This window comes from Enterovibrio makurazakiensis, from assembly GCF_050336585.1.
GTDB classification, from domain to species: domain Bacteria; phylum Pseudomonadota; class Gammaproteobacteria; order Enterobacterales; family Vibrionaceae; genus Enterovibrio; species Enterovibrio gelatinilyticus.
Genome location: NZ_JAKJSE010000012.1, coordinates 1 through 26,981, shown reverse-complemented (window position 1 = coordinate 26,981; position 26,981 = coordinate 1). Strand labels below are relative to the sequence as shown.

Genomic DNA, 26,981 nt, shown 5'->3' with positions numbered 1-26,981 from the left:
AGGAGAGAGACCATGGAACTGTCAGCACTGACAGCTGTTTCACCGGTGGATGGCCGTTACGGAACGAAAACGATTGCGTTGCGTTCAATCTTCAGTGAGTTTGGCTTATTGAAGTACCGCACGATCGTCGAAGTTCGTTGGTTGCAAAAACTGGCAGCAACAGATGCTATCAAGGAAGTACCTGCGTTCAGCGCAGAAGCAAACGCGCTTTTAGACCAAATCGCTGCTGAGTTCAGCGAAGCTGATGCACAACGCATCAAAGACATTGAGCGCACCACCAACCACGACGTGAAAGCGGTTGAGTATTTCCTGAAAGAAAAAGTCGCTGGCAATGCCGAGTTGAACGCGGTTAACGAGTTCATTCACTTTGCATGTACTTCAGAAGACATCAACAACACCTCACATGCATTGATGCTTAAAGAAGCACGTGATGAAGTGATCCTGCCAGAAATTCGCAACGTGATTGATGCGATCAAAGCACTGGCTGTTGAATATCGTGAAGTGCCTCTTCTGTCTCGTACACACGGTCAACCAGCTTCTCCTTCCACCATGGGTAAGGAGATGGCTAACGTTGCATACCGTATGGAGCGTCAGTTCAAGCAAATCGCAAACGTCGAAATCCTAGCGAAAATCAACGGCGCTGTAGGTAACTACAACGCACACATCTCTGCTTACCCAGAAGTTGATTGGCACGGTTTCAGCGAAGAATTCATTACTGAATCGCTTGGCGTAACGTGGAACCCTTACACAACGCAAATCGAACCGCACGATTACATCGCAGAATTGTTCGATGCAATTGCGCGTTTCAACACCATCTTGATCGATTTCGATCGTGATGTATGGGGTTACATTGCACTGGGTCACTTTAAGCAAAAAACCATTGCTGGCGAAATTGGTTCTTCAACCATGCCACACAAAGTGAACCCAATTGACTTCGAAAACTCAGAAGGCAACCTAGGTCTCGCGAACGCAGTATTTGGCCACTTGGCGCAAAAACTGCCAATCTCTCGCTGGCAACGTGACCTGACTGACTCAACGGTTCTTCGTAACCTTGGCGTTGGCGTGGGTTACGCAATCATTGCATACACCTCGACCCTAAAAGGCATCAGCAAGCTGGAAGTTAACCAAGCTGCGCTTGAAGCTGAACTCGACAGAAACTGGGAAGTATTGGCAGAGCCAGTACAAACCGTGATGCGTCGTTACGGTATCGAAAAGCCATACGAGAAGTTGAAAGAACTCACGCGCGGTAAGCGTGTTGACGGCGAAGGCATGCGTGCATTCATCGATGGTCTGGATCTGCCTGAAGACGAGAAAGTGCGTCTGAAGCAAATGACCCCAGCAAACTACATCGGCGATGCTATCAAGCTGACTGATCAGCTGTAAGCGATTGTTCTTTCTGCTACTACGCGCAGATTGATTGAAGCCCGGCTCTGCCGGGCTTTTTATTTCTCTCCCGTCTCTGCATATTCATATACCCAATCAACCTGAAGATGCTCGATTTCAGAGGCCATCAGTGCGTCCCTTCGGGCGAGTTTACTGACGCCATGCTCGGTGTTATCCCTTTTGATGGAGATCACTACATCAGCAAAGGGACGCCTAGATCATAACGTCAGTAAACCTCGCTGAATCCTGCATCTTCAGGTTGTTTGGGTATATACTTGAGCCCATTCTTAGAAACCTGCACACCCTTATGTATCAGTTAAATTTCGATCTAAACACGTTCCTCACGACTCACTGGCATAAAAAGCCAACCATTATTCGCAACGGTTTCGTTGAGTTTGATGACCCTATCACGCCAGATGAATTGGCGGGATTGGCAATGGAGGAAGAAATCGATTCACGCTTTGTGACTAACCTTGATGGTAACTGGCAAGCCCAGCACGGTCCTTTTGAGCACTTCGACGACTTCCCAGACACTCACTCTCAGCTGATCATCCAAGCAGCGAACCACTGGCACCCAGGGTTACGTGATTTGGCTGAACCGTTCCGTGTGCTGCCAAACTGGTTGTTTGATGACGTCATGATTTGCCTATCAATGCCAAATGGCGGCGTAGGTCCGCACATCGACCAATACGATGTGTTCATCATTCAAGGTATGGGTAAACGTCGCTGGCGCGTGGGTGACAAAGGCGAATACAAAGACGCTAACCACCACACAGGTTTGCGCCAAATCGAAGGCTTTGATCCGATCATTGATGAAGTGCTAGAGCCTGGCGATATTCTGTATATCCCGCCAGGTTTCCCACACGAAGGCAACACCATCGATGTATCCATGAGTTACTCCATTGGTTATCGTTCTCCGAAGAAACTAGAGCTTCTAAGCGGCTTTGCGGACTACGTGCTAACCAATGAGTTGGGTGATATTCACTACTACGATCCCAACCTACAAACTCGCAATGAACATGGCATGATTCCAACCGCTGAGTTTGACGCATTGAACAATATGCTGATGAAGCTGTTGAACGACCCAAAAGCCAAATCACGTTGGATGGGCGAGCAGTTGAGCCAGTCACGTCATGAACTCGACATCATGCCAGCAGAGCCACCGTGGGCAGCAGATGAGCTGTTCCAATTCATGGATGAGAACTTAGTACTCGAGAAAGTCTCTGGCCTAAAAGCGCTGTACCACGAAGACGACTTATCAGTGATTTTCCTTAACGGCGAATCGATCGAGCTTCCAGAAGGTTGTGAGGCAGCAGCTCGTGTGCTTTGTGACCAAGAATCGTTCTCTGGCGAAGACCTAGGAGACATCGCTGCTAACCCAGCATTACTCGCTCTCCTACTCAGTCTGTGCAACCAAGGTTACTGGTATCCACAGGCCTAAGCCTGAATGTCACACAGAAAAACCCTCAAGAAAAAGCCTTCCATGCGGAAGGCTTTTTTATTTTTCACGATGTCTCTATGTCTCTATGTCTCTATGTCTCATTGAATGTCACCTTGGTATTCGTGTTTACAGGTGAACCTGCAAGCAAGACACCGCATGTGCATCCGAGCCTAGCAATGTTGGTCGTTTCTGTGCACATGTTTCCGTTGCTTGAGGGCAACGGGTACGGAACACACAGCCCGACGGTGGGTTCATCGGTGATGGCAACTCGCCTTCCAACATTTGAATTTTCTTGTTCCGTTCTTTAATAGGGTCAGGAATGGGCACCGCTGACATGAGTGCGCGAGTGTAAGGGTGCTGAGGGTCGCTAAACAACGACTTACCTTCAGCCAACTCAACGGCATTACCCAGATACATCACCAATACGCGATCGGAAATATGCTTCACCACAGACAAATCATGCGCAATGAAAATCAGGCTCAAGCCCATTTCTTGCTGCAATTCTTTCAGCAAATTCACAACCTGCGCTTGAATCGACACATCAAGTGCAGATACCGGCTCATCACAAATCACCAACTTAGGTTTTAAGATAAGTGCGCGTGCAATACCAATACGCTGACACTGTCCGCCAGAGAACTCATGCGGATAACGGTTTATTACGTTAGGCAACAAGCCCACACGCGTCATCATCGCTTGGACTTGCGCCTTCACTTCATCTTTAGAAAGCTCTGGGTAGAAGGTCTTTAACGGCTCAGCAATGATGTCACCGACCGTCATACGTGGGTTCAACGACGCCAGTGGATCTTGGAAAATCATTTGAATTTCTTTGCGCTTTTCACGCAAGTCATTCCCGCCGAGTTTAGTTAGGTCTTGCCCTAGCCAAACCACCTCACCCTCTGTCGCTTGTACCAAGCCAATCACAGCACGAGCAAAAGTGGATTTACCACAACCGGACTCGCCCACAACGCCCAGCGTTTCGCCTTCATACAGTTTGATGTTCACGCCATCAACCGCTTTCAATACAGCAGGTTTTGCCCAAGGCAAAAGAGACTTTGACGCAATATTGAAGTGAACTTTAAGATCTTTAATATCAAGCAGAAGCTTTTTTTCTACAGCATTCATTACCAAGCTCCTACATCAGAAAAACACGCACGGAGACGGCCATTTTCATAAGGCGTCAAGATCGGTGATTCAGTTTTACAGCGATCTGTCACACGGTGACAGCGATCTTGGTAAGGACAACCTGGTGGCAGTTTCATTAGGTTTGGTGGGTTACCTGGGATGGTTGGCAATACATCGCCTTCAACATCCAAACGTGGAATCGCTTTGATGAGTCCTTCCGTGTAAGGGTGGCTAGGAGTGTAGAAGATTTCATCCACCTTGCCATATTCCATGGTACGCCCCGCATACATCACCAGCACTTTGTCACACGAACCTGCTACTACACCCAAATCGTGCGTAATCATGATAATTGAGGTGTCGAATTCTGATTTCAGTTCGTTGAGGAGATCCATGATTTGCGCTTGAACAGTCACATCCAATGCGGTGGTTGGTTCATCAGCAATCAATAACTTTGGACGACACAGCAATGCCATAGCAATCATCACGCGTTGGCGCATACCGCCCGAAAACTCATGGGGATACATGGTAATTCGCTTTCGCGCTTCTGGAATTTTCACCGCTTCCAGCATACGCACCGATTCTTCAAACGCTTCTGCTTTACCCATGCCTTTGTGCAGCATAAGTACTTCCATCAGTTGATGACTGACTTTCATAAATGGGTTTAGCGATGTCATCGGATCTTGGAAAATCATCGCAATCTGCTCTGCACGGATCTTATTCAGTTCCTTTTCCGGCAGATTAAGAATTTCATTTCCTTCAAATTTTGCGCTGCCTTTAATGGCACCGTTTTTCGCAAGCAGACCCATGATCGCAAACACTGTCTGGCTCTTACCTGATCCCGACTCACCCACAATGCCCAGCGTTTCGCCACGCTCCAGAGAAAAGTTCAGGTCATTAACTGCGGTAACATAACCATCTTGGGTTTTGAATTCTACGCGCAGGTCTTTCACATCTAATAGGCTCATACTTCCTCCTTATCGATCCTTAGGATCTAGCGCGTCACGAAGACCATCACCCACATAGTTGAAGCACAACAATGTGGTCACCATAAACATGGTTGGAAAAGCCAGTTGCCAAATCGCAAGTTCCATCGTTTGCGAACCTTCTTGCAACAACGCGCCCCAACTTGTCATTGGCTCTTGTACACCTAAGCCCAAAAAGCTGAGGAAGGATTCAATCAAAATCATACTTGGAATCAACAGCGTTGAATAAACGGCCACGATACCTAACACATTTGGAATGATATGACGGAGGATAATATTTCGCGTGCTCACACCGCAGACATGAGCGGCTTCAATAAACTCTTTGTTACGTAGGCTCAGCGTTTGTCCTCGGACAATTCGCGCCATGTCTAGCCAAGCAATCGCGCCGATAGCAACGAAGATAAGCACAATGTTTCGGCCAAAAAAGGTTACGAGTACAATCACCAAGAACATGAAAGGAATCGCGTTCAGGATCTCCAGAATACGCATCATGACACGGTCAGTACGGCCACCAATATAACCAGAAGCTGCGCCATAAACAGTACCAATAAGGACTGCAACCAAGGCACCCATCAGGCCAACCATTAAGGAGATTTGGCCACCCACCAAGGTTCGGACATAAATGTCTCGGCCCAGTGCGTCGGTACCAAAGACATGGCCTTCTTCGCCCAATGATGGCGCCGCATGCATGGCATACCAATCGGTATCATCAAATGCATAGGTTGCAAAGAATGGCCCCACAATCACCCACAAGGTAATGCATAGCAAAATAGCCAAACTGGTCATTGCAGCTTTATTACGCATAAAACGAATACGTGCGTCTTGCCACAAGCTGCGACCTTCTACTTCAAGTTGTGCAGAAAAGTTGTCGATAGCTTCGTTATTTTCTTCTCTTTTTAACAGCATATTTCAAACCTCAATAACGAATCTTCGGATCTAGCCACGCCAGCAAAATATCCACAATGGCGTTAAAGATGATAAACAAAGTACCTATCAAAATGGTCACGCCCATCACCAGTGAATAGTCACGGTTGAACGCAGCGTTAACAAATAACTTACCAATACCAGGAAGACCAAAAATGGTTTCGATGACGACAGAGCCCGTAATGATGCCGACAAATGCAGGGCCCATGTATGACACCACTGGCAACATAGCTGGACGCAAAGCATGCTTGATAACGATATATCTCATGCTCAAGCCCTTGGCTTTTGCGGTACGGATAAAGTTACTGTTCAAGGTTTCAATCATGCTGCCACGCGTAATACGAGCAAAGGTAGCGATATATAGAAACGACATGGCAAGGATGGGTAAGATCATGAATTCAATGGCGCCGCCATTCCAACCACCCGCGGGTAGCCATCCAAGACCGATTGAAAAGATGTAAATCAGCACTGGCGCAAGTACGAACGAAGGCAACACCACACCGAACATGGACGTGGACATGATGAGATAGTCGACCCAGCTGTTTTGCCGCAAGGCCGCAATGGTGCCAATCGTCACACCGACAACAACAGTAAGAATAAAGGCATAAAAACCCACTTTTGCGGAAACTGGCAAAGCAGAAGCCACCAATTCATTCACTGTATAGTCTTTATATTTGAATGAAGGGCCAAAATCGCCTTGCAGAATATTTCCCAAATACGTGGTGTACTGCTCAAACACGGGCTTATCAAGGCCATATTTTGCGTTGATGTTTTCCATGACCTGCGGAGGCAGCGTCTTTTCAGAGGAGAAAGGGTTTCCTGGTGCAAAACGCATCAAGAAAAACGAAATCGTGATCAATACCAGCAAGGTTGGTATTGCTTCTAACGTACGAGTAAAAATCAATCTAAACATAAAGCATCCCACATATGCTCAAAAACACATGCGCCTGTGGAAACCTCCACAGACGCATGGAACGACCCTGTTATTATTCTGCGATAATGAACATATCTTTGGTGTAGATATTGTCTTGAGGGTTCTTGTCTGGGTAGCCACCTACATTTGTTGCAACCAAGCGCGGCTGAACGTATTGGAAAATAGGAGCGATTGGCATGTCTTTCGCCAATTGAGCTTCAGCGATTGCGTAATAACCATTACGCTCAGCTTCCGTTTTAGCGACTTTGACAGCATCGTTCATGGCTTTATCAAAAATAGCACTCGAGTACTTCTGATCATTCGAGCCGTTATCAGTTTTTGCTATCGCTAGGAAAGATGACGCCTCGTTGTAGTCAGCACACCAGCCTGCACGACGGACATCAAAGTTGCCTTGCTTACTGTTGTCTAAGTACGTTTTCCACTCTTGGTTTTCCAAGGTCACGTTCACAAATTTACCCAGAGACTTTTTCCACATGGACTGAATCGCAACAGCCGTTTTCTTGTGGTTTTCGCTGGTGTTGTAAAGCAGGGTAAAATCAAGTGGGTTACCCTTTCCAAAACCAGCTTCTGTCAAAAGCTCTTTCGCTTTTTCAACACGTTGCTTCTGGGTCATACCAGCATATTCTGGTGCATCCGGTGTGAAACCAGTAATACCACTGTGAGTCAGTGCATATGCAGGCGTTTGACCTTGACCCCAAATTGCATTGGAAACGATATCGCGATCGATTGAGTAAGAGAGAGCTTTACGAACGCGTGCATCATCAAACGGCGCTTTTTGGGTATTAAAGCCGTAGTAATAAGTACATAGGTTTGGCGAAACAACCACATTTTGCGGATATTCTTTCTTCAAGCGACGGAACTGCTCATTCGGCACTTCATAAGTAATGTTGATTTCACCAGAAAGAAAACGGTTCATTTCAGCATTTTGGTTTTCGATTGGCAGGAAGGTAACTTTATCGATAGCCGTGTCTTTGTTGTCCCAGTAATTTTCGTTACGCGACAAGACAATTTTTTCGTTAACAACCCAGTCAGTTAGCTGATAAGCACCATTACTGACAAAGTTTTCAGGTTTAGTCCACGCATCACCAAATTTTTCTGCCGTTGCTTTGTGCACAGGATACATGGTGGTGTGCGCCATCATCTTCACGAAATAAGGAAGAGGCACTTCAGTTTCAACAACGAGCGTTTCGGCATCGACCGCTTTAACACCTAGTTCTTCAACTGGCTTTTTCGCAGCAATAATATCTTTCGCACCCTTCATCTGGGTTTTTTCGATATACCACGCGTAAGGCGATGCTGTATTTGGATCTACCGCGCGCTTAAAACTGTATTCGAAGTCATAAGCGGTGACAGGGTCGCCATTTGACCACTTTGCATCTTTACGGATTTTAAATGTGAAGGTCTGGTTGTCATCCGTTGACCAAGATTCTGCAACACCGGGGATGGTATTGCCGACAGCATCTTGAATAACTAGACCTTCCATCAAATCACGCAGAACGTGAGCTTCTGGCACGCCTTCTACTTTGTGCGGGTCAAGCGAAGCAACTTCAGTACCGTTACCGCGAACCATTTCCTGCACTGGAGCGAGTTTTACGCCAGCAGGAACTTCGACAGCTGTTGCAGTGAAAGAGGTAGCGGAAACCGCTAGACCAGCGCCCAGTAATAGCGCCTGAGTGATTTTGTTCTTATACATGCAGATACTCCAATTTATCCTTTGCTTGCATCCATGACACTCTCCGACACGCTTAAATCGAGATGAAAACTAAGTCTCATTTCATCGAATCAATTCAGTAGGGGTGGAGAATTGCTTGGAACATTACCAAGCATCAAAGTAATTTGCCACAAAATCGACAAAAAAAGTCACATAAAACCAACATGGAGAGAAAAAGCAGCAGATATGACCATATGTATGAGCGTGATTGAACAGATACTTCACTGTTGAGGCATATGAAAGTATAAAATTGCAGAAAATACCCAAAAAGAACAATTTTTAAGCAGAATAATTCGATGTTATCGGTAAATATCCCGATATATATCCACATTTAGTAACAAATAAAAGATTAAAACCTGAATCATTTTTCACAAAATTTGCATAAATAACCACTCAATTATAGTGGGTTCTTCATTGTTTCTACCTTGATCTCAGGCAATGATGTGCCTACATTGATTATATTTTTTATCCATATTTTCAAATGGTTCGGTGTTCGTCGTATGATAAATTGATCAATTAGACAGGACTGACTTTCAGATAATAAAAAAGCCAGCAGGGTTAGCTACTGGCTCCATTTAGACGATTTATGTGTATTGTTTACTTAAAAGTCTCTGTGAAAAATCGCTACTTCTGCTCGTTATCAAGCTTAAGAGGAGTTTCATCGTTACCCTTCGCTGTCTTTCCTTCAACGAGGGAATCATCTTTCGTCTTTTGTGCGTCTTCTGGCATGATGTCGTGTAACATTTGCTGGATCTTTTTGTTACTAATACGCTTATGTCCCATTGTAATCCTCCTGATTGATGGTTACCGCTCAGGCACAAATACTGCGTGTGCATTTTTCTAACATTAAAAGTGTAGCAAAGCATAACTGCATACCAGACGCAGTTTTGACACAATGAGAACTTCGGCACCTCCAATTGCTCTTTCCTCAACAAAACAAGCAATTAAAATCACTTTGTCGTTTTAATAACCAATTGGAATAAAAAAAATCCTGTTTAGAATTTATTCAAAAAAGTTCCCGCTGTGACTCATATTCAATTGTTAAAGTCTTAATTATTGCGCACTATGTCTCTGTACCGATGTAACGATTCGTTGTTTTTCGGCATTGAGGTGCAGCAGCAACAAACATAATGACTTTTAACAAACAATAGAAAAGAGACGATCAAAAAATGAGACCCGCTGGCTCACAATCTAGACCTCTGTGCTCTCGTGTTCGACATGGCTTTATTCCTGTTGGGAAACAAAAACCAGCAAACGATGAAAAAGCAAAAGGCAACCGTTGAAACGCAGTTTATCGCTTGAATAAATAGCTTCTCTCTTGAGAAGCTATTTTTTTGCCTCATTTTTCTCGATCAATCCTAATGATCGACATATCACTTAATTCAATATAAATAAAAAGCATTCATTTCTGTGACTTGCTGTAGAAAAAATAACCGCAATGTAACGGAGATGTTGCTCAAATTTCTTTCATCCCTCTAAAACATTTCTTCTTAATTTTGCCTTACTTAGCTTTAACAACAACTATCTAATCAGGGTTAACGAAGATTAGCCCACATTCATGCGCTGAATAGTTAATTCTCGCAATAAATTTTCGAGGTATATTAAGATGAACAAAACGGCTTTTCTCAAGGGGCTGCTTGCTGCCTCTGTGGCAGGAGCGATATCCTCCCCTGCCTTAGCTGCACCCGGCGCACCGATCATTGGTTGGGGCGAAACCAATTTCGCCATCATTGAAGTCAATGACGCTGCCACTGCATATAAAGACCTAGTCACTGTCAAACCTTTTGCTGAAGTGCCCGTCTCTTGGGACCGTTGGTCTGGTGACCCAGCTGAATCATGGCGCGTTCTTCTAAATGGCAACGTTGTTCATGAAGCAAACGTAACGCCATCAGCAAGCCAGAAAGAATCAGCTATTCTGCAAGTAGCTAAAGGCGGTCAATACGACATGGTTGTTGAGCTTTGTAGTGGCACAGGTGCTGCGCAAACTTGTACACCAAGCGCGCCAAAGCAAATCGTTGTGGCAGACACAGACGGTAGCCACCTTGATCCGTTGCCAATGAATGTTGACCCTAACAATGGCAACTACACAACCCCAGTAGACACCGTTGTTGGTGCTTATTTTGTTGAATGGGGCGTTTATGGCCGAAAATTTGCCGTTGATAAAATTCCAGCTCAGAACCTAACACACATTATCTATGGCTTCGTCCCTATTTGTGGCAACAACCCTTCTTTGGAAGACGGCCCCCTAGCGGCGCTAAACCGCGCGTGTGCAGGCTTACCAGATTATGAAGTTGTTATTCACGACCCATGGGCTGCAGTTCAAATGCCTCACCCGCAGTCTGGGCAATCTTTCTCATCGTCTTATAAAGGGACTTATGGCCAGATCATGGCGCTCAAGCAGCGTTATCCTGATCTGAAAATCCTTCCATCTATTGGTGGCTGGACGCTTTCTGACCCGTTCTACGAGTTTGGTGATAAGACTAAACGTGACAAATTTGTCGCTTCCGTTAAGCGTTTCCTACAAACGTGGAAATTCTACGATGGTGTAGACATTGACTGGGAATACCCAGGTGGTTCAGGCGCTAACCCTAATCTTGGTGACTCTGCAAAAGACGGTGATACTTATGCCGTATTGATGCAAGAACTCCGCGCTATGCTAGATGAATTGTCTGCTGACACAGGCCGCACCTACGAGTTGACCTCAGCCGTTGGCGTTGGCTACGACAAAATCGAAGACGTTAACTATGTAGACGCTGTGCCATACATGGATTACATCTTTGCGATGACGTACGACTACTATGGCGGTTGGAACAACGTTGTCGGCCATCAAGCAGCGTTGGATTGCGGCAGCCACATGTCTGCTGACGAGTGTGCTGGCAAAGGCTTAGACGCTGAAGGGAAACCACGTAAAGGACCTGCTTACACCACTGTTAACGGCGTCAACCTTCTTCTAGAGAAGGGCGTTCCACCTCAAAAACTGGTTGTTGGTGCAGCAATGTACGGTCGTGGCTGGACAGGTGTTACCGAAGCAAGCATGTCTGACCCAACGAACCCAATGACGGGCGTAGGTAACGGCAAAATTGCGGGTTCTTGGGAAGCAGGCGTCATCGACTATAAAGATGTCGTTTCTGACTACGAGAATAAAGCGGGCGTCGTCCTAGGCTATGACGAACAAGCTGAAGCTCCTTGGGCTTGGGACCCATCAAACGGTGACCTGGTCACTTACGACAACAAACGCTCTGTCATGGCGAAAGGGGCATATGTTCGTCAAAACAACTTCGCAGGCCTATTTGCTTGGGAGATTGATGCAGACAACGGTGACATCCTTAATGCAATGCAAGAGTCACTGGCTAAAGACGGTACACAGCCACCACGCAATAAAGCGCCTATTGCCAATGCGGGTGCAGATGTAACGGTTGAAGCAGCGAGCATAGTGTCACTAGACGGTTCAGCATCAAACGATACTGATGGTCAAGTTGTCGCTTACAGCTGGAAGCAAACTGGCGGTCCATCGGTTGTACTGACTAATGCGAATGCGGTATCCGCTTCTGCTGATATTCCAGCAGTAACCGTTGACACTCAGTATGTGTTCTCTCTAACCGTCACTGACGACAAAGGTGCTACCTCTGTTGATACCGTGACAGTGATCGCGAAGAAGCAAGGTGGAACCGAGCCAACCAACACTGCGCCAGTGGCCGCTATCAATGCGCCAGCCACTGCAAAAGCAGGCGACATGGTGCTGGTTGACGCAAGTGGTTCAAGCGATAAAGATAACGACACGCTGACTTACACATGGGATATCCCAGCAGGAGTTCAAGCAACCGTAAACGGTGCGTCACTATCATTTGTTGCAGACAGCTACACATCAACCACTAACCTTACGTTCTCTGTGACTGTGTCTGATGGCAAGCTTGCAGATAGCGCATCAGCAACAGTTGCAGTGCAAAAAGACGTGACTGACCCAATCTGTGCAAACGCATGGAAAGAAGGCGTGGTTTACAACTCTGGTGATGTAGTGACTCAAGGTGGTAAAGAGTACTCAGCCAAGTGGTGGACAACCAATGAAGTACCAGGCACTACTGGTCAATGGGGTGTTTGGAAAGAGTTAGGCGCAGCAAACTGCGGATAATTCTTAAGTCTCTCACTAGCCGTTGACTGAGAGGCCATCGCGATACAGCGAATAGAACCAAAAAGGGATGCCTCGGCATCCCTTTTTATTTATTCAGTCGTTTTGAAGCTTGATAACTTACCAGCGTTTTGCGGCAGCATCATCGCTATCGCGCGCTTCCACCCAACGTTCATTATCATTCAAGCGCTCTTTCTTCCAAAAAGGAGCCTGTGTTTTTAAATAGTCCATGATGAACTCACATGCTTCAAACGCAGCGTTACGGTGAGCACTAGATACGCCGACAAACACAATCTGATCACCGATGCTCAGCGCACCCACACGATGAATAACCCGCACATACGTCAAAGGCCAACGAGCCTTAGCTTGATCAACAATGCTGTTAAGCGATTTTTCGGTCATGCCGGGATAATGTTCAAGTGTCAACCCAGTGACATTATCACCCAAGTTCATATCTCGAACTTTGCCCACAAACGTGACAATCGCACCGTCGCTATCACTGTCATTCAATCGCTGATATTCATCGGCAATCGAAAAATCTTCGTGCTGCACTGAAATCATGGGTTACCCCCCAGTGACGGGTGGGAAAAAAGCCACCTCATCACCATCTTTGACCGGTGATGAAAGATCGGTGATCGTTTGGTTGACTGCCACCAGCAATTTTCCAGATTCAAGCGCTAATGACCATTTGTCACCTTTCGCCGCAAGGTGCTGGCGAATCTCTTCTGCAGAAGAGAACTCAGCGTCAAGCGTCACGGAACTGGTTCCCACAAGCTCTTTCACTTGAGCAAAGAAAAACACTTGGATCATTGTTCCACCTTAAAGTGACCAGACTTTCCGCCTGTTTTTTCCAGTAAACGCACCTGCCCAATCACCATGTCTTTTTGCACAGCTTTACACATATCGTAAATCGTCAGCGCTGCAACAGAGGCTGCGGTTAGCGCTTCCATCTCTACGCCGGTTTTACCGGTGAGTTTACATAATGATTCAATACGAACTTGTGAGGTTTCAGGCAGCGCTTCGAGTGATACTTCCACTTTGGTTAGCATCAGAGGATGGCACAACGGAATCAAATCCCAAGTACGTTTCGCCGCTTGAATTCCCGCGATACGCGCCGTCGCAAACACGTCACCTTTGTGGTGTTGGCCTGATACGATCAACTCAAGCGTTTCTGGCGCCATATCAATATAAGCTTCAGCGCGCGCTTCTCTGACTGTCTCAGCTTTGGCAGAAACATCGACCATGTTGGCTTCGCCAGAAGCATTAATGTGCGTGAACTGACTCATGGATTATTGACCAAGATGTGGCATAAAGTTACACGGGCGGTGACTCGCATCAAGTTGCTGCTTGATAATGCCATTCCAACCAGTGCGGCAAGCGCCTGTCGAACCTGGCATACCAAAAATCACGGTATGGTTAGCAAAACCCGCAATTGCGCGAGACTGGATAGTCGATGTGCCGATTTCTTGGAAAGAAATCGCGCGGAACAACTCACCAAAGCCTTCAACTTCTTTGTCGAAAAGCGGTTTAATCGCTTCTGGGGTGCTATCACGTGACGTAAAACCCGTACCGCCAGTGATCATGATGGCCTGAACGTTTTGATCAGCAATCCACTGCGAAACAATAGAACGAATTTGATAAATGTCATCGATAACGATTTTTTTGTCTGCCAATGTATGGCCGGCTTCTTTCAGCGCATCAACCAGAAACTGACCAGACGTATCATTTTCTTCTGTACGTGTATCTGAAACCGTCAGTACGGCAATTTTTGCTGGCGAAAACTCAGTAACAGCGTGACCCATAAAATCTAAACCTCAACGAATAATGTCAATGAACGGTATTAACCGCCGATGGATGCCAGGTGCGGCGTCATGCCGGTATGCCCCTGATCTAGAAAGTGGCTTTCTTTTTTGTTTGAAAGCTGGCCTTGAATACGTGAAATCAACGCAGTCTCTTGCGAGTCTTCTTGCAACAAATCACGTAGTTCAACACCGTAATCGCCAAACAGGCACATGTGGAGTTTACCCAGAGCAGAAACACGTAAGCGATTGCAAGAATGACAGAAATCTTTTTTGTACGGCATGATGAGGCCAATTTCACCGAGATAGTCAGGGTGACAATAGACTTCAGCAGGGCCATCACTCGCCTCTCGCACTTTCATACCCCAACCATTAGCGATGAGATGATTACGGATTGAGACGCCAGATTGATGGTGCTTATCAAAAAGAGAGTCCATCTCGCCCGTTTGCATCAACTCGATAAAACGCAATTGGATAGGTCGGTCTTTGATCCAACGTAAAAACGCGGGTAGCTCGCCACTGTTTAGATCTTTAAGCAGCACCGCATTGACTTTCACTTGTGAAAATCCCGCATCAAACGCAGCATCGAGCCCTTTCATCACTTGATGAAACTTGTTCTCGCCCGTGATCTGATGGAACATTCGAGGGTCAAGGCTATCGATACTGACATTGATATTAGTTAGACCCGCATCTCGCCATTCCTGCGCTTTTTGAGCCAAACGATAACCGTTTGTGGTCATCGCGACTTTCTCGATGCCTTCTTGGGCCGAGATCATCGAAATAATATCAGTGAAGTCTTTTCTTAAGCTGGGTTCACCACCGGTGATACGGACTTTAGATGTTCCGCAATCAGCAAACGCCGCAACCACTCGACGCAACTCATCGAGGGAAAGAAAGCTTGAATTCTTCTGGGCAGGTTTATAACCATCCGGCAAGCAATAGGTGCACCGAAAGTTACACACGTCTGTAATCGACAACCGCAAGTAGTAAAACTTGCGATCGAAAGAATCTTGAAATTGAACAGCCACAAAACACCTTTCCAAATACGGGAGACGGACACATTTCTATGGCCGCCCTGGTGACATAATGTCACGGCCTAGCCCCCATATTCGGGTGAACTTAGCGAACTAGGCTTCGGAGTCATTGAAGTAAGAGACTTGTTTTACACAAAACCTCAAACCAGTGGGGTTAATTTAGCAAACTATGTCATCTATTAACAATAAATGACGGTCACTTTTATGGAGAGGCGGCACTTTCACAACTAATTGCTTACCGTCTCAAAACACAAACAGACCTAACACACAACCTTAAAGCACAATTTGGTTTCAATCTATACACTGGCTGTTTCTATGCCTAAATGAGAGGAAGAATCATTTTTTCCTTCATTATGACGAACAGGGCTTACACTTTAAGAGTATTGTGCCAGCCAATCGTTAGCATTTTGGTATTCAAAATTTGCAGTTTTGAAATGCAATTTGCAATGACCACCAGACAAGACGCAGAAACTGGGCGTCGTTTAGTAGGCATTGAACTTGCAGTATGGATTGAAAGACACAGGTATCTAAGTAGTTCCGGTACTTCCCGAGTCCGTAACACATCACTCGGGGTATAAACCAATGACAATAATGCGCAGCATACATAGGCAAATGGCCAAAATAACAATCGCTGCAAGCATATGACTGGGAGCTCGCGATGGCAATCACACTACCAATATTGTTTAATAATCGTCATATATTACCTTCTGGCCGTCTTCCACTTCGCGTGGTGCAAGGAGAACAACTCAATACCGTGAAATATGCCATGCAGCACGGTTTGGATCTTGGCGTATGTATGGATGAAACCAGCCCTATTGGCGCAGGTATCGGAACCCGAGTGACGATTGAAGACTTCAACATGGCCAGTGACGATGGCGCTCTGACTATTACCGTATGTGGTCATGAGAGTTTTGTCATTGATAGCATCAAAGAAAATGAAGCTGGAATTCTAGACGCACAATGCCAACCTTTACCAAAGTGGCCAGAACGTGCAGTAAGTAACGATGCCGCGCCATTGGCAGAGCGGTTGCAAATCATGTTCGACCGATACCCTGAACTCAGCTCTCTTCACAAAGCGCCAAATTTCGACAACTTAAGCTGGTTGTGCCAACGGTGGTTAGAACTCCTACCCATACCTGCCAGTGAGAAACAAGTGCTAATGGCCGCCAACTCCTGCAGTGATACCGCTGAATATCTGCTGAGTTTGATGAAGGATCCTCACTAGTCGCTCCCTGCTGCTCCTTCCAAAGAAAGATCAGATAAAATCTGGTCTTTTTTTCGCTTCTCGTGATCTAAAAATCAAAACAATCAATGAAAAGCAGAAGATTGTGACAGTTTTTACGATCTATGCCTTATTATTGCTGTATACAACAACAAAAGTAATTGCGATGACGACTAAAAAAAATAATCAAACAATCGTTGCTATCGGTGGTGGGCATGGTCTCGGACGTATGCTTTCAGCACTGAGTGAATACGGAGAAAATGTTACCGGTATTGTCACTACCACAGACAATGGCGGTTCAACCGGCAGAATTCGAGCCTGTCAGGGGGGTATCGCCTGGGGAGATACCCGTAATTGCATCAACCAATTGATTACAGAACCTTCCATCGGTTCAATGATTTTCGAGTATCGATTCAAGGGAAATGGTGAATTAGACGGTCATAACCTAGGAAATCTGATGCTGACAGCGCTTGATAATTTGTCAATTCGACCATTAGAAGCAATCAATCTCATCCGTGACATGCTGAAAGTGACCACTAACATTGTTCCCATGTCAGAACACCCTGCCGACCTTGCTGCACAAACCAGAGCCGGTATCGTCATCTCTGGCGAAACAGACGTCGATGATTTACCCGAGCCACCAGCAAGACTCATGCTTGATCCTGTCGTACCAGCGACCAAAGAAGCAGTACTCGCCATCAACGATGCAGACCTTGTGATACTTGGCCCTGGAAGTTTCTTAACGAGTATAATGCCACCTATCTTACTGCCCGAAATCAGTCGTGCCCTCAAGCAAACACAGGCCAACATCATGTTTGTCCGAAACCTCGGCAAAGAAACAGGCCCTGCAGGCTCCATGTCGCTAAAAACGATGCTTTCTTGGTGTGAGCGCTCCATGGGAGGCAGAGCGATTGATATTGTTTTGGGTCCAGACTTGGACGAGGAACTTGAGGATAGTTATCAACAGGTGGTTGAGGACCTTGCTTCCGCCAACCACCAGTGGAGACATGATAGAGATAAGTTAACGTTATCTATCAAAAAGATCTTGTCTGCTAGCTAATGCCTTGTACTGAGACGCTGTTCCTTCAATCATCGATGTCAGGCGAGGCAGTTGCTCATGAACCCACGACTCCTGACCTAGCTTGACTCGTGACTCACACTCGCGAGCCAATTCTGCTAGCTCGTCTGCACCAAAGCTTGCTGCGCTGCTCTTTATTGCATGACTAATCTCACGCACCTGCATTGCACTCGGTGTTTCAGACAATTCATTTGAATAACGGCTTAGCTCGTCGCTAAAAACTACCAAAAGAGAAGAAACGGTTTCTTCCCCTACTTCTACTGCCAGCCGCCGCAACGTTTCATGGTTCACTATGGACGCCATAAACATTTTCCTTCTATTGAGATTCTTGCCAACTCTGCAGCTTACGATAAATAGTGGATGGACTAACTTCTAAGAGGCCAGCGGCTTGCGGGATATTGCCATCACAGGCATCTATCGCAATTTGTATCGCTCGCTTCTCAACCAACCACAAAGGTTCAATGTCCGCTTTGCTTGTGATTCCTTGCTTCAACATTTCCGTCGCCGCCGAGAATCCACCATCATTTACTCGCTCTATTGCTACTTGAGCATTTCTTATAGGAGGCTGTGATGCAATTTTGACACCAGAAACGAGAGACAATGGCGGAGGTAACATATTTTCTGTTACTTCTTGTCCACTATGCAGCACGACTGTGTTACGAATAACGTTCTGTAATTGCCTCACATTACCTGGCCATTCGTAGTTCAAAAGCCTTTGAGTCACCCCTTCACTAAAGGAGCGAAACTCTTTCCCTTCTTCCATGGCAAACATCAATAACAACGACTGAGCAATTTCAACGACGTCTTCGCCGCGATCTCTAAGTGGCGGCAGTCCTAACGGAATGACATGCAAACGGTAGTAGAGATCCTCTCTAAAATTACCTTTTGATACCTCAACCCATGGATCTCTGTTCGTGGCGCAAATAAAACGCACATCGACATGTTTAACCTTGGACGAACCCACCTTTTGAAATGAACCCGTTTGAATAAATCGCAACAGTTTAGATTGAAGATCTAAATCCATTTCGCATATTTCATCAAGAAACAAAGTACCGCCGTCCGCCAGTTCAGCCGCACCTTCTCGTTCAGATGCTGCTCCGGTAAACGCCCCTTTCATATGACCAAACAACTCACTCTCGATCAAATCCTTGGGAATCGCAGCACAGTTAATCGCAACGAACGGCTTTTGGGCGCGAGCACTTGCTGCATGAATAGCCTCTGCACACACTTCTTTCCCTGTGCCGCTTTCACCAGTAATAAACACCGTTGCCTTGCTAGGCGCAGCAGATTCAATAACTCGGTAAACCGCTTGCATGGACAAACTTTGTCCAATAAATCCGTAGTACGAGCCCTCTTGCGCAGAACCCGCGGTTTTGCTTTTTGGCTTTAGTGCATTGTTCACCGTCGCGCGCAGCAACTCGGCTTCACACGGCTTTATCAAAAAATCACTGGCGCCATAACGTAACGCCTCTACGGCGGCATCTATAGAGCCATGTGCGGTCATGATGACAACAGGAATTTCCGGTTGGTGTTTTCGAATTTCAGCCAATACTTCAAAACCAGAAATATCGGGCAAACGCAGATCCAGTAAGATCAACGAAAATGTGTGCCCAGAAGAAAAATGATCTAAAGCCTGTTGACCTGTACTTGCTATCTCGACATCGACGTCTAGTGGATTGAGATACGATTTGTATAACGCTGCAACTGATGCGGTATCTTCCACCATCAGCACGCGCTTCTTAGCGCCAGAACCTAGCATTGAACCCCCGCTATAATTCTATAAATTGTTATTAATCTCGAAAATCATGTTTCAAGTATAACGCTGAATTTCAGTAACTAGGCAAATTTGCACGCGTTTTGCATTGCAATTTGCAAAAGAAATTGCAATTACGCAGTATGGAGTCCGGTGAGTATACCTTTATAAGTGTTCAGCAAAGTTGGCATGTTAAATGCTTTAGTTAACTTGACCCTTCTGGGTCACCTAGCCAACTGACGTTGTTTGTGAGCACTTCGTTCACTGAAACAAGATAGCCAACCGACTCTTTACGGTTGGCTTTTTTTTTAGCTATTTTGGATAAACAGAGTACGAAGTGAAGATATTTCGTCTCGTAGACCTGCCGCAGTTTCAAATTCCAAGTTTTGAGCTGCCTCATACATCTGCGCTTCCAACTTCTGTATTCGGGCTTCAATCTGCTGAGGCGATTTGCTTTCATACAGTGCATCTTCCTCTGCGACTGCTTTCAAAGAAGGCGCCACTCTAGGCTTAGATTTTCGCTTACCGCCCATCTCCATAATATCGGAAACTTTTTTGTTTAGCTTTTGCGGCACAATACCGTGCTCAGTATTATAAGCCTCTTGCTTCTCTCGACGACGCTCGGTTTCATCAATCGCTCTTCGCATAGATTTGGTAATACTATCGCCATAGAGAATAGCTTTACCGCTCAAGTTACGCGCTGCTCGACCAATGGTCTGAATAAGAGACCGCTCCGAACGCAAGAACCCTTCTTTGTCAGCATCCAAAATCGCCACCAAAGAGACTTCTGGCATATCTAAGCCTTCTCGAAGTAAGTTAATACCCACCAGCACATCAAATTCACCCAGTCGAAGATCGCGAATAATCTCGATACGTTCAACAGTGTCGATATCAGAGTGCAAGTACCGCACGCGTACACCATGTTCTTCAAGGTACTCAGTGAGATCTTCCGCCATGCGTTTGGTCAGCGTCGTTACTAACACGCGTTCATTTTTCGACTCTCGGATACGGATTTCTGAGAGAAGATCGTCAACTTGCGTCGAAACAGGTCGCACTTCAATAACCGGATCAAGTAGTCCCGTCGGTCGCACGACTTGCTCCGCGATTTCACCGTCTGACTTTTCAATCTCATACGCACTAGGTGTTGCCGACACATACACAGTCTGCGGTGCAATCGACTCGAACTCATCAAACTTTAGAGGTCGATTATCAAGCGCCGAGGGTAATCGGAATCCGTATTCCACAAGGTTTTCTTTTCGAGAGCGATCCCCTTTATACATCGCGCCTATCTGCGGCACTGTGACGTGAGATTCATCGATGATCAGTAAACCGTCTGCCGGCAGGTAATCAAACAATGTTGGAGGCGGCTCGCCATCATTTCGGCCGCTTAAATAGCGAGAGTAGTTTTCAATGCCCGAGCAATAACCAAGCTCTTGCATCATTTCAAGGTCAAACAAGGTTCGCTGGGAAATCCGCTGTTCTTCAATTAATTTGTTGTTTTCGAGCAACACTTTCTTACGGTCAACTAACTCCACTTTTATGTGTTCAATCGCTTCCATAATGCGTTCACGAGGCGTCACATAGTGGGTTTTAGGGTAGATAGTACAACGCGGTAAGTCTCGTTCAGAAATAGCGCCGGTTAGCGGGTCAAAGATACTGATGCATTCCACTTCGCCATCAAACAGCTCAACGCGAATAGCATCACGATCAGATTCAGCTGGGAAAACATCGATCACTTCACCACGCACACGAAATGTACCGCGAGTAAATGCCTGATCATTGCGGCTATATTGGATCTCCGCCAAACGACGGAGAATGCTTCGCTGATCAATGACATCACCACGACGTAAATGAAGCATCATTTTCAAGTATGAGTTGGGATCACCCAAGCCATAAATGGCAGACACTGAAGCGACGATCACCACATCGCGTCTTTCCATTAATGCTTTGGTGGCAGACAAACGCATTTGTTCAACGTGCTCGTTTATCGATGCATCTTTCTCGATAAAGGTATCCGTTGAGGGCACATACGCTTCAGGCTGGTAATAATCATAATAAGAAACAAAATATTCGACTGCATTCTCAGGGAAAAACTCTCGCATTTCACCATAAAGTTGTGCTGCCAATGTTTTGTTGGGTGCCAAGATCATGGTCGGCCGCCCCGTCTGGGCGATCACATTGGCCATGGTATAGGTTTTACCCGACCCCGTAACACCCAGCAATGTTTGGTGTGCTAATCCCGAATCCAACCCATCCAGTAGTTGGTTGATCGCTGTTGGCTGATCACCTGCTGGTTTGAAAGGCGAATGTAAGTTAAAGGTTTTAACCATGACGCATCCGTGACTAGTGATTTCGAACTCATCATTTTCCCCGCTGCTAGCACTAAGTCAACTGACAAAGCACTGACATGCTAATTTCCTACGTGTTTTCTTTTATTAGCAGCAATGCCTTGAGCCAGTTGACTTCTTTTGTCGCGCCACGGATCATCACACTCATTAGTTTTCGAAGTCATGCGCAACGAAAATAAGATACCAACGAACAAATGCGCATTGGTTTACGTTTATATATTGAGGAATAAAATGAATAAAGTCGCAATCGTGACAGGTGGCTCTGCGGGAATTGGGCTGGCCGTGGTTCGGGGCTTAATCACTGAAGGATATAAAACCTTTAGCTTAGACCTCCAACCAGCTCCCGTTGGCGAATGGGTTGAATGCAATGTCACCGACACCCAAGCAGTGCAATCTGCCGTTGACCAAATATTGGCAGACAATGGCACTATTGATGTGCTGGTTTGCAATGCGGGTATCCACTTTAGTTCAACCATTGAAAACACCAGCGAGGCCGATTTGGACCGTGTGTTAGCCATCAATGTGAAAGGGGCATACTTTGCTATTCGAGCCTGTTTACCAGCAATGAAGGCCGCTAATAAAGGCAGCATTGTGTTGCTCGGTTCAGATCAATGCACCATCGCTAAACATAATTCATTTGCCTACAACCTCAGTAAACATGCCATTGCATCCATGGCAAAAACAACCGCTCTGGATTTTGCAGCCTACAACATCCGTGCGAATGCCGTATGTGCTGGTACCACTGAAACACCGCTCTATCACAAAGCTATCGACGGCTATTGCGCACGTTCAGGTGCAAATAAAGACGACATTCATCAAGAAGAAGGCAAACTGCAACCACTTGGACGAATTGCGCAACCTGAAGAAGTCGCCAATCTCGTTGTGTTCCTTGCAAGTGACAAAGCCAGCTTTATTACCGGAAGTCTTCACGCCGTTGATGGCGGCTATACGGCGCAGTAAGTGATGGAGATTATTGACGCTCACCTACATTTGTTCGATTTACAGCACGGACACTATGACTGGGTACGAGATGGCAATCCGCCATTTTGGCCTGACAAATCGATGATTTGTCAAAATTGGTCTGAGTCCGATCTGACACTATCAAACCCACAGCAGCTTTCAGGCATCGTGCATATAGAAGCGGGATTTGATAACGCGCAGCCTTGGCGCGAAATTGCGTGGCTGGAAGAAGCCGTTTCATTGCCACTAAGAAGTATTGGCTGTGTTGACCTCACTCTGTCGCGCTCAGCATTTCTCAAGCAGGTATCTGCACTTTGTCGCTACAACTCTGTGGTTGGTGTCAGGCACATACTTGATGACGATGCAGAGGTTTTGCTGAGCGATGAGAATGTAAAGACCAATCTACAGGTGATAGCGGACACTAACCTCATATTTGAGGCACAGTTTGATTGTGATAACACCGCGGCAATGACAACATTTCTTTCAGTTATTGAGAATATTCCCAATCTCATCGTTGCCTTTAACCATGCCGGATTTGCACCGTCTAAAAACAGAAATATCTGGGCGCATAATCTGCAGCGACTCGCGAAGAAGCCTAACGTATACATTAAAGCGTCAGGTTGGGAGATGGTCGAGCGGCAGTATGAATCGAAAATCATAAGCGAACGTATTGGTGAACTCTTGGCTTGGTTTGGCGAAGACAGAGTGATGTTGGCGAGCAACTTCCCTCTTTGCCAATTTCGCTCAAGCTATCGTGACCTTTGGAATGAGTATGCTCAGTTGCCGATAACTGAAGACATAAAGCTGAAACTTCGCTTTTCCAACGCCCAGCGGTTTTATCGATTTTAGATCGCTATTTCCCGATGTTGTTACCGACGTTATTTCGGCTTATCGAAAACAAACAACCCGCATCATGCGGGTTGTTTAATTTCTTCCCCTACAACACCAATTGGCATTGATGACGCATAGGGTTACGTAGTGTTAAAACGCTTATTTGATGACAATGCGCGGCGAGCGCATCACCACTTCATCATTTAGCTCAATACCAATACCCGGCGCCTCTGACACTTCAAAGAAACCATTAACAGGTTGAGGGTCTTGAATACATAGCTCTCGGTTCCAAGCCTTAATGGCGTAGGTATGATGCTCATGGATCAAGAAGTTTGGAATCGCCGTTTCCAAGTGCAAGGACGCTGCTGTTGCCACAGGCCCTCCACAAACATGTGCTTGAATACGAACATCAAAGATATCAGCGTAATCGCAAACTTTTTTCGTTTCGGTAAAGCCGCCACACAAACCAATATCTGGCTGCAGAACATCAACACTCTGATCTTCTAGGTACGGCCTTACACCCCAACGATTGTACAAACGCTCACCACCGGCGATAGGCACTTTCACTTTGTCCGCGACTTTTGCATGTAAAGAGTGGTTCAAGTAGTTGACTGGCTCTTCGTAATACATGCAGTCGAACTCTTCGGCAATCTCGCCTAACTGAATGGCTGTGGTCGCGCCAGGAAGGCTATGGCATTCAAAAATGATGTCAACTTCATCGCCAACCGCTTCACGAATAGCCTGCATACGGGCACGGTACAGTTTCATCTCTGCACGAGAAATGATTTTCGTACGCTCGTAGTAAGTGTTGCCATCTTTGTCATACATAATCGGATCGACTTTCACGGCATCATACCCTTCGGCAATCGCTTTTAACGCAGCCTCCGCGTACTCCTCAGGACGAGAGAGCGCTTTGAAGTCTTTATCCCAATCAAACTGTAACTGCGACGCATAAGTGCGCAACTTGTCGTTTACCTTGCCACCAAGCAATTGATAAACCGGTAAGTTCAGTGCCTTACCCTTTATATCCCAAAGCGCGGTATCAATGGCACTCATCGCCGCATAGACAACAGGCCCGCCACCAAGCCCCCAAAAACTCTCGCGCAGCATGCGAGACCAAAGCATCTCTGTTTGGAATGGGTCATGCCCGATAAGAAAGGCTTCCGCCATTTCTTTCACCATATGTGCCGCAGCGCTGTGGCCTAAGTCGTACGCCAAACCTGCTTCACCAACACCACTGATCCCTTCATCTGTGTGAATTCGCACAAACACCGGATTCCACGTTGGGCGGTCTGGGCAATGAATATCAAACACTTCAACTGATGTTACTTTCATCCTTGTACTCCAAAATCGGGTTAACACACGTCGCTTGTTAAGATGACGTGATTTTCTATTCCATAAATCTTTCTATGCCGTAAAGCTTTCTATTCCATAAAGCTGGGATCAAGACGCCATGCTTTTCGTAATAAAGAAGGCCATGCTTTTTGACCACCCGTCGCGCCTGAATGCACCACGTTCGCCTGTGCAAAGATATTGTCTTGAATCGACTGCGGTACAACAACATTGTCCTTGCCTGCCGACTGCAGCATTAGCTGCACCTCACAAGCACGTTGCATATCATAAAAACGCATAAAGGCATCACCCACTGTTGGGCCTAGCGTTAAGCCACCATGGTTAACCAACAACATATGATTCGTGTTCCCCAAATCACGTTGAAGACGCTGTCGCTCCTCATCATTCACCGCTAACCCTTCATAGGTGTGATAAGACAAAGACGGTAATGAGAACATGGAATATTGGCTGAGCGGCTGTAACCCCTCTTTTTGTGTTGCGACGGCAATGGTTTCGTTAGTATGTAAATGGATAACACAATGTGCATCCTGGCGCACTTCGTGAATCGCACTGTGAATCGTAAACCCTGCAGGATTTATGTCGAATGGGGTTTCATCAAGAATATTGCCAGCAAGGTCAACTTTCACTAGGTTTGAAGCAGTCACTTCATCGAATGCGACACCGAATGCATTAACCAGATAGGTATCCGTATCAGGGACACGAAGAGAGAGGTGGGTATAAATCAGGTCGCCCCATCCCATATCAGCGACTAAACGATAGCATGCAGCCAAATCGATGCGGCATTGCCACTCGATATCACTGACTTTCCCCTTCAAGTTCAATTTGGGTAAGGCTTCCACAATCTCATCCTTTTGATAATCCTTCTACCGTTAGCTTGTCTCATTTACCGTATCATCGCAAACGCCTTGCAGAAAATTTTCTGCACGAGTCAAAACCACAAATCCATGTGTACAAGTTAATTTTGATCGAGAAAGGCAAATGTCTTCGGGATAAAGCCCAACATACTGTCATTACGCCGAATTCCAATGCGACGTCGCTTCGTTTTCTGTTTTTTTCCATAACAAAGGATCAATTAATGGGGATAAAAGCTGTGATTAACATACTTATCCACAGATTTTGTGGGTAACCTTTGCCAATGCAATCACTAAAAGCACTTGGTAATGTCAATGTATTTTTAATGAAATACTCCCTTAATCGACCAATCACACATCAAACCGCCCAATGAGAGGTGCATCACAAAGTTTTAAGTCATCAACAGAGCAATTCGTCAGTCAATTTCATGGCAATTATTGGAATAGCAAAAAAGCACTGCGCACTTTTTAATCAATCTAAGTCTGATGCCCATTTTTACTATCAAGATGGTGGTCATCTGAGATTTCGTTGACGTTACCTCTCCAGTCGCAATTTATTTTTCATGTCACGCTGATCCAAGCGAAATACTGGTGCATATATAGCCATCAGAGCAAAAAAGCAGCCAACTCTGATCGCACAATAAACAGATGATTTAAAATCGACAATTTCTGCTGTTTCAGAGGTTGACAGCCTAGGAGGTGATAGCTAAGATTCGCCCCGCTTTCAGAGATTCCCCCTTAGTTCAGTCGGTAGAACGGCGGACTGTTAATCCGTATGTCGCAAGTTCAAGTCTTGCAGGGGGAGCCACTTTTMATGRTTKGTTCWWRGAACGARTCATKGGTTTGAGARTRTCGCTTCGCGATATGTCGCAAGCCTAGGCGGCCCCGTTAAGTCTTACAGGGGTGCCACTTTTAAATGATTGGTTCGTAGAACGAGTCATTGGTTTGAGAATRTCGCTTCGCGATATTGAACAAACCACACAATCTGTTCCCCCTTAGTTCAGTCGGTAGAACGGCGGACTGTTAATCCGTATGTCGCAAGTTCAAGTCTTGCAGGGGGAGCCACTTTTCATGGTTTGTTCTAKKAACGAATCATGGGTTTGAGAGTATCGCTTCGCGATATGTCGC

At 46.0% G+C, this 26,981-nt stretch carries 23 protein-coding genes, 2 tRNA genes and 1 riboswitch; of the genes, 9 read left to right on the top strand and 16 right to left on the bottom strand.

Annotation, left to right across the window (positions count from 1 at the left end; translation table 11 throughout):
- The first annotated feature begins 12 nt into the window (after positions 1-12).
- Positions 13-1,383 carry an adenylosuccinate lyase gene (gene purB, locus L4D06_RS10055; protein ID WP_429739192.1) on the top strand — a complete coding sequence of 457 codons (1,371 nt, stop codon included), beginning with the start codon at positions 13-15 and terminating at the stop codon, positions 1,381-1,383.
- 307 nt (positions 1,384-1,690) lie between these two features.
- A complete protein-coding gene (locus L4D06_RS10050; RefSeq protein ID WP_429739190.1) occupies positions 1,691-2,824 on the top strand; it encodes a ribosomal protein uL16 3-hydroxylase in 1,134 nt (377 codons plus the stop codon).
- Between the two features lie 126 nt (positions 2,825-2,950).
- Here the strand turns inward: L4D06_RS10050 and oppF are convergent, their stop codons facing one another.
- The 6 genes from oppF to L4D06_RS10020 all read right to left on the bottom strand — a co-directional run bounded on the left by oppF (position 2,951) and on the right by L4D06_RS10020 (position 9,281).
- Complete coding sequence (oppF, locus tag L4D06_RS10045; protein ID WP_274165748.1) at positions 2,951-3,946, bottom strand: murein tripeptide/oligopeptide ABC transporter ATP binding protein OppF; 996 nt, start codon at positions 3,944-3,946, stop codon at positions 2,951-2,953.
- Positions 3,946-4,911 carry an ABC transporter ATP-binding protein gene (locus L4D06_RS10040; RefSeq protein WP_274165749.1) on the bottom strand — a complete coding sequence of 322 codons (966 nt, stop codon included), beginning with the start codon at positions 4,909-4,911 and terminating at the stop codon, positions 3,946-3,948. The genes oppF and L4D06_RS10040 overlap by 1 nt, the downstream gene beginning before the upstream one ends.
- Positions 4,912-4,920: 9 nt before the next feature.
- Positions 4,921-5,832 (bottom strand): oligopeptide ABC transporter permease OppC, encoded by a 912-nt coding sequence (oppC, locus tag L4D06_RS10035; protein ID WP_429739314.1) that lies wholly within the window; start codon positions 5,830-5,832, stop codon positions 4,921-4,923.
- Positions 5,833-5,845: 13 nt separating this feature from the next.
- The gene (gene oppB, locus L4D06_RS10030; RefSeq protein WP_274165750.1) at positions 5,846-6,766 is read right to left on the bottom strand and encodes an oligopeptide ABC transporter permease OppB; all 921 of its coding nucleotides are present in this window, start codon (positions 6,764-6,766) and stop codon (positions 5,846-5,848) included.
- A 73-nt stretch (positions 6,767-6,839) separates the two neighbouring features.
- Positions 6,840-8,480 (bottom strand): ABC transporter substrate-binding protein, encoded by a 1,641-nt coding sequence (locus L4D06_RS10025; RefSeq protein ID WP_274165751.1) that lies wholly within the window; start codon positions 8,478-8,480, stop codon positions 6,840-6,842.
- 642 nt (positions 8,481-9,122) lie between these two features.
- Complete coding sequence (locus L4D06_RS10020; protein ID WP_274165752.1) at positions 9,123-9,281, bottom strand: hypothetical protein; 159 nt, start codon at positions 9,279-9,281, stop codon at positions 9,123-9,125.
- A gap of 823 nt (positions 9,282-10,104) precedes the next feature.
- On the opposite strand from L4D06_RS10020, the gene L4D06_RS10015 reads away from it, so the two are divergent.
- On the top strand, positions 10,105-12,627 hold the full coding sequence (locus L4D06_RS10015; RefSeq protein WP_429739187.1) for a glycosyl hydrolase family 18 protein: 2,523 nt from the start codon (positions 10,105-10,107) through the stop codon (positions 12,625-12,627).
- A 117-nt stretch (positions 12,628-12,744) separates the two neighbouring features.
- Here L4D06_RS10015 and moaE read toward each other — a convergent pair whose 3' ends face one another.
- The 5 genes from moaE to moaA all read right to left on the bottom strand — a co-directional run bounded on the left by moaE (position 12,745) and on the right by moaA (position 15,451).
- Positions 12,745-13,185 (bottom strand): molybdopterin synthase catalytic subunit MoaE, encoded by a 441-nt coding sequence (gene moaE / locus L4D06_RS10010; RefSeq protein WP_429739186.1) that lies wholly within the window; start codon positions 13,183-13,185, stop codon positions 12,745-12,747.
- 3 nt (positions 13,186-13,188) lie between these two features.
- Positions 13,189-13,434, bottom strand: a complete 246-nt coding sequence (gene moaD, locus L4D06_RS10005; RefSeq protein ID WP_429739184.1) for a molybdopterin synthase sulfur carrier subunit — start codon at positions 13,432-13,434, stop codon at positions 13,189-13,191.
- Positions 13,431-13,910 (bottom strand): cyclic pyranopterin monophosphate synthase MoaC, encoded by a 480-nt coding sequence (moaC, locus tag L4D06_RS10000; protein WP_274165756.1) that lies wholly within the window; start codon positions 13,908-13,910, stop codon positions 13,431-13,433. Before moaC ends, moaD begins: the two co-directional genes overlap by 4 nt.
- 3 nt (positions 13,911-13,913) lie before the next feature.
- The gene (gene moaB, locus L4D06_RS09995) at positions 13,914-14,426 is read right to left on the bottom strand and encodes a molybdenum cofactor biosynthesis protein B (protein WP_028022801.1); all 513 of its coding nucleotides are present in this window, start codon (positions 14,424-14,426) and stop codon (positions 13,914-13,916) included.
- Between the two features lie 38 nt (positions 14,427-14,464).
- Positions 14,465-15,451, bottom strand: a complete 987-nt coding sequence (gene moaA, locus L4D06_RS09990) for a GTP 3',8-cyclase MoaA (RefSeq protein WP_274165757.1) — start codon at positions 15,449-15,451, stop codon at positions 14,465-14,467.
- Positions 15,440-15,575, bottom strand: a riboswitch (molybdenum cofactor riboswitch). Its footprint overlaps the gene before it by 12 nt.
- Positions 15,576-16,115: 540 nt before the next feature.
- Here moaA and L4D06_RS09985 point away from each other — a divergent pair.
- The gene (locus L4D06_RS09985) at positions 16,116-16,682 is read left to right on the top strand and encodes an LON peptidase substrate-binding domain-containing protein (RefSeq protein WP_274165758.1); all 567 of its coding nucleotides are present in this window, start codon (positions 16,116-16,118) and stop codon (positions 16,680-16,682) included.
- A gap of 163 nt (positions 16,683-16,845) precedes the next feature.
- Positions 16,846-17,739, top strand: coding sequence for a uridine diphosphate-N-acetylglucosamine-binding protein YvcK (yvcK, locus tag L4D06_RS09980; protein ID WP_429739181.1), 894 nt, complete (start codon positions 16,846-16,848; stop codon positions 17,737-17,739).
- Here the strand turns inward: yvcK and L4D06_RS09975 are convergent.
- The 3 genes from L4D06_RS09975 to uvrB all read right to left on the bottom strand — a co-directional run bounded on the left by L4D06_RS09975 (position 17,707) and on the right by uvrB (position 21,840).
- The gene (locus L4D06_RS09975) at positions 17,707-18,060 is read right to left on the bottom strand and encodes an Hpt domain-containing protein (protein ID WP_274165760.1); all 354 of its coding nucleotides are present in this window, start codon (positions 18,058-18,060) and stop codon (positions 17,707-17,709) included. The two genes, yvcK and L4D06_RS09975, sit on opposite strands and share 33 nt — an antisense overlap.
- A 13-nt stretch (positions 18,061-18,073) precedes the next feature.
- Positions 18,074-19,516: a quorum-sensing sigma-54 dependent transcriptional regulator LuxO gene (gene luxO, locus L4D06_RS09970; protein WP_274165761.1), complete on the bottom strand. Its 1,443-nt coding sequence runs from the start codon at positions 19,514-19,516 to the stop codon at positions 18,074-18,076.
- A gap of 302 nt (positions 19,517-19,818) precedes the next feature.
- On the bottom strand, positions 19,819-21,840 hold the full coding sequence (uvrB, locus tag L4D06_RS09965) for an excinuclease ABC subunit UvrB (RefSeq protein WP_274165762.1): 2,022 nt from the start codon (positions 21,838-21,840) through the stop codon (positions 19,819-19,821).
- Between the two features lie 249 nt (positions 21,841-22,089).
- Between uvrB and L4D06_RS09960 the strand changes: the two genes are divergently transcribed.
- On the top strand, positions 22,090-22,818 hold the full coding sequence (locus L4D06_RS09960) for an SDR family NAD(P)-dependent oxidoreductase (protein WP_429739179.1): 729 nt from the start codon (positions 22,090-22,092) through the stop codon (positions 22,816-22,818).
- A 3-nt stretch (positions 22,819-22,821) separates the two neighbouring features.
- Positions 22,822-23,667 (top strand): amidohydrolase family protein, encoded by an 846-nt coding sequence (locus tag L4D06_RS09955; RefSeq protein ID WP_429739312.1) that lies wholly within the window; start codon positions 22,822-22,824, stop codon positions 23,665-23,667.
- A 141-nt stretch (positions 23,668-23,808) separates the two neighbouring features.
- Here the strand turns inward: L4D06_RS09955 and L4D06_RS09950 are convergent, their stop codons facing one another.
- The gene (locus L4D06_RS09950) at positions 23,809-24,984 is read right to left on the bottom strand and encodes a mandelate racemase/muconate lactonizing enzyme family protein (protein ID WP_274165764.1); all 1,176 of its coding nucleotides are present in this window, start codon (positions 24,982-24,984) and stop codon (positions 23,809-23,811) included.
- 89 nt (positions 24,985-25,073) lie between these two features.
- Complete coding sequence (locus L4D06_RS09945; RefSeq protein WP_274165765.1) at positions 25,074-25,841, bottom strand: class II aldolase/adducin family protein; 768 nt, start codon at positions 25,839-25,841, stop codon at positions 25,074-25,076.
- Between the two features lie 744 nt (positions 25,842-26,585).
- Here L4D06_RS09945 and L4D06_RS09940 point away from each other — a divergent pair.
- Together L4D06_RS09940 and L4D06_RS09935 are read left to right on the top strand one after the other, a co-directional pair.
- Positions 26,586-26,661, top strand: a tRNA-Asn gene (locus tag L4D06_RS09940).
- 181 nt (positions 26,662-26,842) lie between these two features.
- Positions 26,843-26,918: transfer RNA gene (locus tag L4D06_RS09935), tRNA-Asn, on the top strand.
- Positions 26,919-26,981: the final 63 nt, after the last annotated feature.

Bases quoted from the DNA above. Each gene is read 5' to 3' on its own strand.
- moaC (WP_274165756.1), bottom strand. From the start codon at position 13,910: ATGAGTCAGTTCACGCACATTAATGCTTCTGGCGAAGCCAACATGGTC.
- L4D06_RS10015 (WP_429739187.1), top strand. From the start codon at position 10,105: ATGAACAAAACGGCTTTTCTCAAGGGGCTGCTTGCTGCCTCTGTGGCA.
- L4D06_RS09985 (WP_274165758.1), top strand. From the start codon at position 16,116: ATGGCAATCACACTACCAATATTGTTTAATAATCGTCATATATTACCT.
- luxO (WP_274165761.1), bottom strand. From the start codon at position 19,516: ATGCTAGGTTCTGGCGCTAAGAAGCGCGTGCTGATGGTGGAAGATACC.
- uvrB (WP_274165762.1), bottom strand. From the start codon at position 21,840: ATGGTTAAAACCTTTAACTTACATTCGCCTTTCAAACCAGCAGGTGAT.
- L4D06_RS09955 (WP_429739312.1), top strand. From the start codon at position 22,822: ATGGAGATTATTGACGCTCACCTACATTTGTTCGATTTACAGCACGGA.
- L4D06_RS10050 (WP_429739190.1), top strand. From the start codon at position 1,691: ATGTATCAGTTAAATTTCGATCTAAACACGTTCCTCACGACTCACTGG.
- L4D06_RS10040 (WP_274165749.1), bottom strand. From the start codon at position 4,911: ATGAGCCTATTAGATGTGAAAGACCTGCGCGTAGAATTCAAAACCCAA.
- L4D06_RS09960 (WP_429739179.1), top strand. From the start codon at position 22,090: ATGAATAAAGTCGCAATCGTGACAGGTGGCTCTGCGGGAATTGGGCTG.
- moaB (WP_028022801.1), bottom strand. From the start codon at position 14,426: ATGGGTCACGCTGTTACTGAGTTTTCGCCAGCAAAAATTGCCGTACTG.
- oppF (WP_274165748.1), bottom strand. From the start codon at position 3,946: ATGAATGCTGTAGAAAAAAAGCTTCTGCTTGATATTAAAGATCTTAAA.
- oppB (WP_274165750.1), bottom strand. From the start codon at position 6,766: ATGTTTAGATTGATTTTTACTCGTACGTTAGAAGCAATACCAACCTTG.
- yvcK (WP_429739181.1), top strand. From the start codon at position 16,846: ATGACGACTAAAAAAAATAATCAAACAATCGTTGCTATCGGTGGTGGG.
- moaE (WP_429739186.1), bottom strand. From the start codon at position 13,185: ATGATTTCAGTGCAGCACGAAGATTTTTCGATTGCCGATGAATATCAG.
- purB (WP_429739192.1), top strand. From the start codon at position 13: ATGGAACTGTCAGCACTGACAGCTGTTTCACCGGTGGATGGCCGTTAC.
- L4D06_RS09950 (WP_274165764.1), bottom strand. From the start codon at position 24,984: ATGAAAGTAACATCAGTTGAAGTGTTTGATATTCATTGCCCAGACCGC.
- moaD (WP_429739184.1), bottom strand. From the start codon at position 13,434: ATGATCCAAGTGTTTTTCTTTGCTCAAGTGAAAGAGCTTGTGGGAACC.
- L4D06_RS10025 (WP_274165751.1), bottom strand. From the start codon at position 8,480: ATGTATAAGAACAAAATCACTCAGGCGCTATTACTGGGCGCTGGTCTA.
- L4D06_RS09975 (WP_274165760.1), bottom strand. From the start codon at position 18,060: ATGGCGTCCATAGTGAACCATGAAACGTTGCGGCGGCTGGCAGTAGAA.
- L4D06_RS10020 (WP_274165752.1), bottom strand. From the start codon at position 9,281: ATGGGACATAAGCGTATTAGTAACAAAAAGATCCAGCAAATGTTACAC.